The organism is Pacificoceanicola algae (assembly GCF_049341065.1).
Lineage (GTDB): Bacteria > Pseudomonadota > Alphaproteobacteria > Rhodobacterales > Rhodobacteraceae > Pacificoceanicola.
In genome coordinates, this window is record NZ_JBMPIX010000044.1 from 1 (window position 1) to 11698 (window position 11698).

Here is an 11698-nt window from a genome sequence, read left to right on the forward strand (position 1 = left end):
GGCCAAACCAAGGGTGCCATCGATAAAGAACCTCGCGTCGGTCGATAACGTGGGTGTTCTGGCGTTCAGTTGTACAATCATAAGCGCCCGCACTCATCCCACGGGTTGCTGACGCCGGGCGAGGCATATGATAGCAGAAACCAGAACCTGAAAGCCGCCGCCTGAAATGAAACCCATGCTATAGCTTAGCCCGGCGGAAAACTGGTCGAAAAACCAAGACCACCTCTCCATACCTAAAACCTGACAAGTTGAAAAAAGTTGAAATCGGTCGGGGGACGATCAGCAGTCGAGGCACATGATCCTCGCGCATGCGGGGAACGCGAAAATCGCAAAGCACTCCCCCTGCCCCATCGGAACGCGATCACTCGGCCAAGGCGCTATCCGAAGCTGCGCAAGGCTGAAAGCGAAGATGGTGGCATGACATGGGAGGGTGCGGGCAAACAGTTTGAGCGGGAGTAGCCTAGACGTTGCGCAATCAAATGTAATGCCGATCTCGTTCGTGGCTTTCTCAAGGTTGATTTAATGTTTGTGATCCGCACAACCTTAGCTGCTTGGGAGGCGCCAATAGCAGTTATCCACAGGGCCCGACCAGTGTTATAAGAGTTATATAAAGTGTTAGTAAGTTACGCTCTACACCTTATTCATATAGGCCATTGATATATATTATCTATTTGGAAACTTAGACCAATCTTCGGTTCCCAGAGGGGCGAAGATTGGTTCCTAAAGGGGCGAAGTTTCGGTTCCCAGAAGGGCGAAGATTGGTTCCTAGAGGGGCGAAGTTTCAAGCTGGCGTCGCCAGCAGCCATCGGTTCCTAAACCGACGAAGAAGGTTCCTAGATCGACGAAGGTCTGATAACAGCATCTCATGGGAAATCTTCTGCCTGATCGACACCCCAATAGGGACTTCTTTATTCTAGATGTCTCGGATGCTGCTCCGAAAGATGACATGGCCTCCATGGAGCATCCGGTTTTCTCGTTGTCGGTTAAACCCGACATGCGCGAACTCGACTACACACATGATGGCAAACGGGTCGTGATCGTACCCAGTGGCAAGGGACTCGCCACGATCATGGACAAGGACATCCTGTTATACTGCATCAGCAAGCTGGTGCATCAGATGAATGCCGGTGAAGAGATCAGCCAGTGGGTCGAGCTGTCAGCCCATGAAGCGATGGTCGCTACCAACTGGCGTACCAATCGCGAAAGCTATCAGCGTTTTGAGGATGCTCTTGATCGGCTGCGCGGTACGACGATCAAGACGAACATCAAGACGAACGATCATCTGCAGGTGCGCGGCTTTGGCCTGATCGATGCTTACGAGATCAACCGTCGAGACGGCTCGGGCGAAGAGGACCCGTTCGGACGTATGGCAAAGGTTCGGATCAAGGTTTCGGACTGGACCTTTCGAGCGGTGCAGGGGATGGAAGTCCTGACCATCAATCCACAGTACTTCCGGCTTCGACGGCCGTTGGAGCGGAGAATATACGAACTTGCCAGAAAGCACGTCGGGGATCAGGCACGGCCCTTCCGGATTGGTCTGAACAAGCTTCAACGCAAGGTCGGAAGCAACTCTCCTGCAAAGAAGTTCAAGTATTTTGTAAAGCAAATCGCCCAGGACGGCCACCTTCCTGACTATGACATTGCAGTGGACGGGGATATGGCAACCTTTACCGCCAAACGTGCGGGCTTCACGGGAAATCAAAGTCTTCTGGACCTCGACATGCCAACAGTGCCCTCCCCTGCCCTTCTGGCCAAAGCGAGAAAGGCCGCTCCCGGTCTGGATATCTACGCCCTCTACAGCGATTGGCAGGACTTCACGTCAAGGCAGACGGAACCGCCAAGAAGCCTCGACGCCGCATTTCTGGGTTTCTGCAAAAAGCGGTTTCAAGAAGACGTGTGAACGCTTTAATGTGTGGTGGTGTGCACACCACCACACATTAATCCCGCCAAGCAATCACTTCTCTTTTGAGCGGCTCGCGATCATCGGCTTGCGGCGGCTTTGAAATATCATGTCGATCGCCTCCGCCAAAAGCGCTTGAACGGAACTGTCTTCGGTGAGAGCGATCTCTCGGAGCTGCTTAGAAACCGCAGGATCGAAATATCCACCGACGTGCTTGGTCGACTTTCGCGATGGTCTTGCGTGGGGTGATGCGGGTTTTGCGTCATTGGAGGGCGTTTTCAACGTTTCCAACGCGGGTTGGGCCTTCGGTTTGAGCGCGGATGCGAACTTGTTGCTCATGCGACCTTGCCTTCAAGTTGTCGTGTGGGGATGTGAAGGTGTTCACACATGAACGTATGCAGTTGTGATGCTTCCCGTGCAGCCTTGCCGTCCGGCTCGAATTCTTCTGCCGACTGCCCGCTGATCAACGCGCGCGAGAAGGCGACCCGCTGACGAAGCTGGACCGGACAAATTCCGACCCCGAGCTCTGCGATGGCTTCGGCGGCCTCGGTTGCCTCACTTCCTTGCGGTGCGACGGCATTCATCACCACAAAGATAGGTTTTCCGGTCGTCTTCACCAGATTGAGCGTGTTGCTGATGGCCTCAATATCCAGAATTGCGGGGCGGCAGGGGACGAGGATCAGGTCGGCAGCTTTTGCCGCTTCTAAAGCTGCGCTATCGGAATGTGGCGCCGTATCGATGATGAGAAGATCGCCGTCCATGTCTTTCACGCGGCTGATCTCGTGGCTAAGCCGGCTTGCATGCGCGGAAAGCACAACAGGAATCTCCGCAGCGCGCCGGTCGCTCCAGTTTGCTGCAGAAGCCTGCGGGTCGAGATCGATGATCGCCGTGTTTTTACCCTGCAAGGCGGATGATGTCGCCAGATGAAGGGCGAGGGTGGTCTTGCCCGCTCCCCCTTTCTGGCTGATGATTGCAACTGTTTTCATGACTGCTCCTTTGTGCGCGCGATTTCACGTCTTCACGTGTGCACACTATCACGCGCGAACGTGTCAGTAACTGAACATGTGCAAGTGTCCGGGAAATTCTCCTAGATGTGTTGCAGCAGCGACAAGTATAAGATCACCATGCCTGCGGCAGGATCGAGACTTCTTCTTGAAATGTGCGCCAATGACATATATGTCAGAGGCGAAGCAAGGGCATGATGATGACAAAGCTACAGACTGTCGCGGAAATGCCTGAATTTCAGCGTCGGGCGAAAACCATCATGTCCGATGAAGAGCGTGAGGCGGCAATCCACTTCATCGCTGCGAACCCGGAAACAGGTGTTTCGCTCGGGGGCGGGCTTCGCAAGGTCCGAATTCCGCGTGACGGGGGCGGCAAGAGCGGTGGCTTCCGGACGATATATGTTTTCGGCGGAAGTCACATGCCGATCTTCCTGGTGACGGTCTTCGCCAAGAACGAGAAGGACAACTTGACCAAGGCAGAACAAACAGCGGCCGTCGAGCTCAGCAAACGGATCGTAGCCATGTATGGAGACACAAAATGAACGCCAATGACAGCATCACGAAAGGCCTCGAAGAGGCGCTGGCCTTTGCCAACGGGCAAAAGGGCAGGGCGCGTGTGCATCAGGTTTCGGTGCCAGAGGTGGATGTCGCGAGCATCCGCGAGAAAACCGGTCTTTCACAGGCTCAGTTCGCCCGCAGTATAGGCGTGGCTAAAGGTACGCTACTGAACTGGGAGCATGGACGTCGTCAGCCGACAGGCCCTGCTCAGGTACTGCTGGCGCTGATCGCGAAAGACCCGAACGTAGTGCAGGGCTTGTTACGGTAAGGCTCCTTTACAGTATTTATATGTCAAAGGGAGAATCGATGAGCAAGTTCACCGATAAAGTTAATCAGTCTCTGACAGAAGCCGTCGTTCATGCGATAGGGCAGGGGCCGGCAATCATCAATTAATCTAGCGGCACCTGCCAAGCTGATTAAAACGGCGTGCGATTCAAATAGAACTCGCCTGCACTTCACTATGTAGCCAGTCCATGAATATTGAGAAAAACGGATGGTTCTCGGTCGCGGAGGGCCGGATGACGGAAAATGGGCACGCGACCTCGACATTGTCACTGAATGCGACGGCTAGCCGGTTTGTATCAAACTCGCGGCTCAACAGTTCTTCGATTCCAATGGCGATACCGAGACCGCTCATTGCGGCTTCGTACATCATTGACGCGTTTTCAAACCATTGGCCTCTTGTGGTGTCAACGGACACACTGTTTGCCTGCGCCCATCGGACCCAGTCATTGGGCCTAGTGTCGCAGTGCAGCAATGCGTTTTGCCAATCCGCAGCATCGCCGGTTAACGTGTCAGGCGGCAGGTAGTTCGGGCGGCACACCGGAACCAAAGTCGTTTCAAATAACCTCGTTGAGATATAGCGCGGATCATCCGAGCTGTCCGAAAGGATTGCCAGATCGATACCTTTTCTTTCAAACGGGATATCATGGCTGAGCGTTGTGACGATCCGAAGTTGGGCGTCAGGATGAGTTTGCAGGTAACGCGACCAGCGCGGTATAAGCCAGCTGACTATAAAACTTGGATAGGCACATATGACAAGCGGACGATCAGCGCGCTGCTCGGCCAGATTCTGTGTTGCCAACGCGATCCGGTCAAAGACATCGGCAAGACTATCGACATAGATCTGCCCTTCACGGGTCAGCGAAATCTGCCGGTTCATACGATGGAAGAGTTCGCAACCCAGATAATCTTCAAGCGACCGGATGGAGCGACTGACAGCGGCGGGTGTCACGCTCAGTTCAGTAGCGGCTTTGACAAAGCTGCCTATGCGTGCCGCCATAACAAAGGTGCGAAGTGCGTTAAGCGGCGGAAGTCTTGGATCCATGCCATGACCTCGCATAACAAAAACTCAACTGACCACTAAGAATAAGTCGATTGTCAGTCAATGGCGATTGCTCTGACACTGAAACACGATGGGCGACAACCGAAAGATTGTGCGTCAGCGCTGAATTGCTGAGGAGCGTTATTGTGAGCGAGAGACGTAGAAAATTCTATGCGTGGGGCTTTGAAGACCAAAGCGCTTCCCCCGAAGAGATGGCGCCGGTGCTGGACACTTGGCACCGTACTTTCGAGGTGGATTCATTCGAAGTGATGGCTCCGCCAACTCTTGATACCATCGATATGCCCGACAGCAGAATCACGCAATTTCCCGAGGCAATCAAGGAAATTTGCCGCACCGATCGGTATGAACGTGCCTTGCACAGCTACGGTCGTTCGTTCCTTGACAGCGCCAAAATGTTTCGTGGGGATTTCCGCAATGCACCTGATGTGGTCGCCTATCCGCGCAACGAAGAGAACGTGCGCGCGCTTATCGACTGGGCGGGTGACATCGGTGCGGCGGTTATTCCGTTTGGTGGCGGGTCCAGTGTTGCCGGTGGTGTAAACCCTGAAATAGACGGAACCTATGCCGGTGTGGTGACCATCGACATGTGGTATTTGAACAAAGTTTTGGAATTCGATCCAGTGTCACGCTCGGCGCGTGTACAGGCCGGGGTTTATGGGCCCGACCTGGAGGCACAGCTAAAAGCCCACAATGCCACGTTGCGCCATTATCCCCAGAGTTTTGAACTTTCGACCCTTGGTGGCTGGATAGCGACACGGGCTGCCGGGCATTATGCGACACACGGTACTTATATAGACGATTACGTTGAAAACATTCGTATGGTTTCGCCCAGCGGAACAAGCGAAAGCCGCCGTTTGCCCGCCTCTGGCGCTGGTCCGTCGCCCGACCGCTACGTGATGGGCACAGAAGGATCCGTCGGTATCATCACCGAAGCTTGGATTCGGGTTTTATCCCGGATCAAGCACAAGGCCAGCAAGACGGTGACCTTCGCTGAATACGATCAAGGTGTCGAAGCGGTGCGTGCGATATCGCAAGCTGGTCTTTACCCAGCAAACTGCCGCCTGATTGACGCGCTTGAAGCCAAGTTGACCGGAGCATTCGATGGTAGCCGGCCAATCTTGGTGTTGGGGTATGAAAGCTCACACTATCCGGTGGATCACTTGATGGACCTTACCGTTGAGCTGTGCCGAGAGTTCGGAGGCACACCGGTTGATGAGGCCGAGCAGGGACGCAACAGCGTGGCTGGCCAATGGCGCAATGCTTTCATTCGCGGTCCTTACTATCGTGAACACATGACATCGCGTGGCATATGCCGTGAGACCTTTGAGACGGCTGTATGCTGGAACGATTTTAAAGAGCTGCACAGCACAGTCATAGAAACGGTGAATAAGGCGATCAAGCGTGTGACCGGTCGGTCAGGCACTGTCACCTGCCGCTTTACCCATGTCTATCCTAACGGCCCTGCACCATATTTCACGTTCCATTGCCTTCCGGATCGTGAGCGGATGGGCGAACAATGTATGGAGATCAAGATTGCAGCCTATGATGCCGTGATGAAGGCGGGGGGAACAATAACCCATCACCACGCCGTCGGCAGGCTGCACATGCCGTGGTATGAGAAGCAGCGCCCGGCCCCCATTGGTGCGGCGTTCACGGCGGCAAAAAAGGCGCTTGACCCCAAGTCAATCATGAACCCCGGAGTGATCATTGCCGAACAAGGGGGAAAATAAATGAACTTGCCGCTTGACGGTCTTCGGATTCTTGATCTCTCGCGCATTCTTGCGGGGCCAAGTTGCACGCAGACTCTGGGCGATTTGGGAGCTGATGTCATCAAGGTGGAAAGACCGGGCATCGGTGATGACATTCGCGGATGGGGGCCGCCCTTTCTGAAAGATCAGGATGGCAACGACACCCGTGAAAGCGCCTATTTCATGTCGACCAATCGCAACAAGCGATCTCTGACCGTGGACATCGCATCAGACGAGGGGCTTGAGATTATCAATGCTCTTGTCGACAAAAGCGATGTTCTGATCGAGAACTTCAAGGTTGGTGATCTCAGGCGCCGTGGACTGGATTGGGCGTCGGTCCACGCACGCAACCCGCGTCTTGTCTATTGTTCGATCACTGGATTTGGACAGACCGGCCCTTATGCCGCGCGGCCCGGTTACGATTTTGTCGTTCAAGGCATGGGGGGGCTGATGAGCATTACAGGCGAGGCGGAACGCCAGCCAATGAAGGTCGGCGTGCCCATCTCGGATATCATGTCGGGGATGTACGCGGCGGTGTCTATCCTGGCGGCCCTTCGTGAGCGTGATCAAACCGGGGTGGGGCGTCACATTGACATATCGTTGCTCGATTGTCAGGCGGCGTGGTTGTACAATCAGGCGTCAAATTATCTTGTCGGCGGGGCTCAGCCGGGGCGTCTGGGCAATGCCCACCCGAACATTGTTCCTTATGAAACCTTCGCCACGGCTGACGGCCACATAAACCTTGCCGTGGGGAACGATGGGCAATACGGGCGCCTTTGTCAGGCCATCGGACGGCCTGACCTGGCTGATGATCCACGCTTTTTGACCAACACGCAGCGGCTTGCCAATCGTGACGCGGTTCTGCTCGAGATCCGTGCAGAGTTGAGCAAACGGAAATCGGCCCAATGGCTTGCCGATTTGCAGGATGCCGGTATCCCCTGCGGACCGATTAACACCATCCCCCAAGTGTTCGAAGACCCCCACATCCAGGCGCGCGGTATAGTTCAAGAGGTCAACCATAGCGCTGCACCAGATGTGAAAGCAAAGGTGATGCGTACGCCGATCCGCATGGAAGGTCATGAATTCGGTGTCCGCCTGCCACCCCCCATGCTGGGCGAACACACCGACGAGATCCTGTCCGAGGTACTTGAGTATAACGCCACCACGATTGCAGCGCTGCGCGAGAGGGGTACGGTATGACTGGCGCTGCTTAACCTAATCGAACTCATTGGGAGAACTTGGCAAAGCGCCCGCGTTTCCTGATTTGATGATACTAAATCGGCGAAGCCGATTCCGACAGACAACGATCATTGCGGAGCATATCTGGTTTCATGCAAGTTACTCAGTGCGCAGTTGGAAATAAACAGAACTCGCAGCTGTCCCTGAAGTCGACATAGATGAATCCTGCGCCCGCCAAATAATGAGCCAGCCTGTTGCTGGACATAACGGGAGGAAGATTGATGAGATTAAAGCTGAAACCGACATTGATGACCGCGCTCGCGGCAAGTGCTGTTGCTCTGTCAACCGCGACCACAGCATTGGCCGAATATCCAGAGCGCCCAATTCAGGCCATTGTGCCTTGGGGTGCCGGCGGTGGCGCTGATGGTATCGTCCGCAAAATCATGAGCATTGCAGAACGCGAATTACCAGTGTCGATCTTTGTCGAAAACTTGGACGGTGGTGTTACATCCATAGGCATAAACCGGCTGATGAATTCACCGGCTGATGGCTATACCATCGGCGCATTGACCTATGATAGCGTCGTGACCGTACCGTGGGAAGGGATCTTGCCGGGCTACAGCCTGGACAAACTGGATATGATTTCCCTGGTCACGACAGAACCCAACGCGATGATCGTCGGCGGTGATACCGATTATTCCACGTTCGACGATCTTGTTTCTGCCGCGAAAGCGGCCGAAGGAAATATCAACGTTGGCATTATGGGCCTTGGCTCAATGACACACCTGACACTTCTCCAGCTTCAGGAAACGACCGGTACGCGTTTTCGGATCGTTGCATATCCCGATGGCAGTCCGGGCCAGAAGGAAGGCATTCTGTCGGGCGAAGTCGATGCTGCTGTCACCAGCCTTGGCGATTTCGCACCGCTGTTAACCTCCGGTGATGCGCGCGGTCTAGTCGAATTCAGCGCTTCCAAAAATCCCGGTTTTCCGGAAGTGCCTACGAGCGAGGAGGTCGGATTGGATCTTCAGACCGGCAGTTTCCTGTTGTTTGCTACGCCAGCCGGCACCCCAGATGAGGCCAAGCAGGTTTTGGAGCAAGCGATAAAAACGGCCTGGGATAGTGATGAGTTTCAGGACTGGGCCAAGAAAGTCGGGGTAACGGCAACCTGGATGGGTAGTGATACGGTCACTGAATTTGCTATGGATTTCCAAACCGAGATTTTCACAACTCTCGAAGAGCTCACTGATCAGGGCATTCTCGAATAGAGATTGGCCAAAATCCGCAAACCATCCCAACCTTGGGCAATGGCAAAATGGGCGGCCAATACGTGGTCGCCCAACGCGCCAGAGCCCGACTCAACGCACTTCGTGTCAAACCTGAATGGCATAACACTGTTTGAAATCATGGATTTCAGCGCGTTGGGGATACCTCGCACCTCAAGTTCGAACACGAAGCGCTACATAGGAGAATTGCAATGCCTGAGAATTCCCGGCGTTTCCGATTTGGCGAATTGATCTTGCCGCTGATCATCTTCATTGCCACGACGATTTATCTTTCGGATGCGCTGCGAAACGGGGCTATTTTTCGCTATGGGTTACCAAGCGCAGGCTTCATGCCGATCGTCCTGAGTGTTGCCATGTATCTTGCTCTTCTGGCGGTTGTCTTTGGACAACTGAACCGTCAGAAGGTGACCGCTGAGAAAACGTCTCCGTCCTCGGCTGCGGAGGAGTTGCCCGATTTTGAAGTTCCCGCTCCGCCATCAGGCGTCAGTGCACATATCGCCATGGTTGCTGTGGTCGCGATTTCATTCCTCTATGTTCTGTTTTTTCGCCAGCTCGGTTTTGCAGTCTCCACGTTCCTGTTTTCTCTGGGGTTGCTGGCGGCGTTCCAGTTCGGCTGGTCGAAGGGCATTCGTGGCGTCGTGCTTAACCTTGTCGTCGCCGCGGGCATCAGTCTGCTTACCTATCTGTTCTTTGCCGTACTCTTCGGCATCCAACTTCCAAGAATGGGATTACTGAACTAATGGAGCAATTTCTGCACGTTGTCGGCGGATTTCAGACGATCGCAGAACCTGCGGTGTTCGGTTATCTGGTGGCCGGGTTTCTGATCGGAACGATTTTTGCCGCGATCCCCGGCCTGACCGGCACGCTAGCGATCGCGCTGATCCTACCGATCACCTATTCGATGGATGTGACCTCATCCCTTGTTATGTGTTCTGCGATTTTCATGGGTGGACAATATGGCGGCAGCATCACTGCGATTACGGTGAACATCCCCGGTGCACCCTGCGCCGTCATGACCGCCTATGAAGGAAATATCCTAATGCGGCGTGGCGACGGCGCACGCGCGCTGCGCAGTGCGGCGTTAGCCTCGATGATGGGCGGCGTGGTCGGTGCTATTTTGCTGATGGGGTTGGCACCCGTCATGGCGCAGGCAGCACTTTACGTGCAAACGCCAGGAAAGTTTTCACTGATCCTGTTCGCCTTTTTCGTGATTATTATCTCGAACGATCAATCCATCTCCAAAGGGATCGTGGCCACATTGCTGGGCCTCATGGTCGCGACCATCGGTATTGATGTGGCAAGCTCCAAAGCACGTCAAATCTTTGGATTTCCCACATTAGTTGAAGGTATCGACCTGATGGCAGTCATCATCGGCGCCTTTGCGATCAGCGAATTGTTCGTTCAGGTCACAGCCAACTCAGGGAAAAAACACGATACGCTAGAAAGCCTGCCGGAAAAGGTCAGATGGAGCTGGCGCGATTTCATGCCACGCGGGGCTGACTATGGGTTGATCGGCACCTACCGATACATCAAGTTCGCGATGATCGGTTATTTTGTCGGCGTGCTGCCGGGCGCGGGCGGCAGCAGTGCGGCGTTTGTTTCTTATGCTGAGGCAAAGCGCAGCTCTTCTCGACCGGAGGAATACAACGACGGCTCAATCGAGGGCATCGCTGCCGCGGAGGGTGCAAACAATGCGATGTGCGGTGGGTCGCTGGTTCCGATGCTGACCTTCGGGATTCCAGGCGATACAACTTCGGCCGTGATCTTGGGGGTGCTGATCATCAACGGTCTTCAACCGGGGCCTCAAATGATGACCGAACAATTCTCCGTCGTGACGCCGATGATGGCGGCATTGCTGGTTGCGGCGTTGCTGATTCCGATCACGCTTTTGTTTCTTGGCCCGTGGTATATGCGATTGGTTTCGATCAATAAGGCAGTACTGTTCTCGGGCATCGCGGTTATTGCAATGGTCGGTGCGTATGTATCGACTTTTTCCGTGTTTCAAATGGGGGCGGCGCTTGTCGTAGGGATCTGCGCCTATTTCATGCAACGCAGCGGATATCCCATGGTTTCTTTCCTGCTAGGTTTCATTCTTGGACCAGACCTTGAGGTTTATATGAGACGCAGTCTAGCCATCACTGACGGAAGTCCGTCCATTTTCTTCACAAGTCCGGATAGCCTATTCTTCCTCGGGCTGATCGTGGTGTTCTTCTATTTCATGGTTGTTCGCACTTGGGCATCTCGGAAGCGGATATAGCCGCCGGAATTGAAGCGGTCGGGGTGATGAGTGATGTCAAGCCTGCCGCCAACCAAGACCGCAAGTAACTCGGCACCAGAATCATGCCATCAGCCCTCATATCAGCTCCAGAACTGGAGATTATTCAGTCAAGAAAGGTGGTTAGGTTCGTTTGAACAGTTTCGAGACTTTTCGTGAGTGGATTTCCTACTCGGGTTATGCCGCGATCGGGACTGGTTGCCGCTTGAACTAACATGCCTAATCGAGCGGCTCTGGCGGTCGCTCAAGTACGAGTCCCTGTACCTGAACGTCTTCGAGACCGGCTCTGAAGCCCGCAATGGGATCGGCGCCTGGATTACCTACTGCAACTTTGCTTCATTACGCCCATCTTTCTATGTTGTTGAAGGGAAAAGGTTTTGTTGATCTGCATGTGATACTGCGG

11 protein-coding genes are annotated in these 11698 nt (G+C 54.3%); 8 read left to right on the forward strand and 3 right to left on the reverse strand.

The features are described from left to right. Window positions 1-865: 865 nt before the first annotated feature. Entirely contained in the window at window positions 866-1900 is a 1035-nt protein-coding gene (locus tag ACOYQJ_RS25540) for a replication initiator protein A (RefSeq protein WP_422908710.1), read from the forward strand. A 54-nt stretch (window positions 1901-1954) separates the two neighbouring features. Here the strand turns inward: ACOYQJ_RS25540 and ACOYQJ_RS25545 are convergent, their stop codons facing one another. After that, a complete protein-coding gene (locus tag ACOYQJ_RS25545; protein ID WP_422908711.1) occupies window positions 1955-2239 on the reverse strand; it encodes a ribbon-helix-helix domain-containing protein in 285 nt (94 codons plus the stop codon). After that, entirely contained in the window at window positions 2236-2886 is a 651-nt protein-coding gene (locus tag ACOYQJ_RS25550) for a nucleotide-binding protein (RefSeq protein WP_422908712.1), read from the reverse strand. The genes ACOYQJ_RS25545 and ACOYQJ_RS25550 overlap by 4 nt, the downstream gene beginning before the upstream one ends. A gap of 212 nt (window positions 2887-3098) precedes the next feature. On the opposite strand from ACOYQJ_RS25550, the gene ACOYQJ_RS25555 reads away from it, so the two are divergent. Beyond that, window positions 3099-3446 carry a type II toxin-antitoxin system RelE/ParE family toxin gene (locus ACOYQJ_RS25555; protein WP_422908713.1) on the forward strand — a complete coding sequence of 116 codons (348 nt, stop codon included), beginning with the start codon at window positions 3099-3101 and terminating at the stop codon, window positions 3444-3446. Continuing rightward, the gene (locus tag ACOYQJ_RS25560) at window positions 3443-3730 is read left to right on the forward strand and encodes a helix-turn-helix domain-containing protein (RefSeq protein ID WP_422908714.1); all 288 of its coding nucleotides are present in this window, start codon (window positions 3443-3445) and stop codon (window positions 3728-3730) included. The genes ACOYQJ_RS25555 and ACOYQJ_RS25560 overlap by 4 nt, the downstream gene beginning before the upstream one ends. 165 nt (window positions 3731-3895) lie before the next feature. Here the strand turns inward: ACOYQJ_RS25560 and ACOYQJ_RS25565 are convergent, their stop codons facing one another. Next, a complete protein-coding gene (locus ACOYQJ_RS25565; protein ID WP_422908715.1) occupies window positions 3896-4789 on the reverse strand; it encodes a LysR substrate-binding domain-containing protein in 894 nt (297 codons plus the stop codon). Between the two features lie 143 nt (window positions 4790-4932). Here ACOYQJ_RS25565 and ACOYQJ_RS25570 point away from each other — a divergent pair, with 143 nt between their 5' ends. The 5 genes from ACOYQJ_RS25570 (at window position 4933) to ACOYQJ_RS25590 (ending at window position 11277) form a co-directional block, all read left to right on the forward strand. Then, window positions 4933-6537 (forward strand): FAD-binding oxidoreductase, encoded by a 1605-nt coding sequence (locus tag ACOYQJ_RS25570; RefSeq protein WP_422908716.1) that lies wholly within the window; start codon window positions 4933-4935, stop codon window positions 6535-6537. Then, complete coding sequence (locus ACOYQJ_RS25575; protein ID WP_422908717.1) at window positions 6538-7755, forward strand: CaiB/BaiF CoA transferase family protein; 1218 nt, start codon at window positions 6538-6540, stop codon at window positions 7753-7755. Between the two features lie 260 nt (window positions 7756-8015). After that, window positions 8016-9002 carry a Bug family tripartite tricarboxylate transporter substrate binding protein gene (locus tag ACOYQJ_RS25580; RefSeq protein WP_422908718.1) on the forward strand — a complete coding sequence of 329 codons (987 nt, stop codon included), beginning with the start codon at window positions 8016-8018 and terminating at the stop codon, window positions 9000-9002. A 209-nt stretch (window positions 9003-9211) separates the two neighbouring features. Then, window positions 9212-9760 carry a tripartite tricarboxylate transporter TctB family protein gene (locus tag ACOYQJ_RS25585; RefSeq protein WP_422908719.1) on the forward strand — a complete coding sequence of 183 codons (549 nt, stop codon included), beginning with the start codon at window positions 9212-9214 and terminating at the stop codon, window positions 9758-9760. After that, entirely contained in the window at window positions 9760-11277 is a 1518-nt protein-coding gene (locus ACOYQJ_RS25590; RefSeq protein ID WP_422908720.1) for a tripartite tricarboxylate transporter permease, read from the forward strand. The genes ACOYQJ_RS25585 and ACOYQJ_RS25590 overlap by 1 nt, the downstream gene beginning before the upstream one ends. Window positions 11278-11698 lie beyond the last annotated feature (421 nt).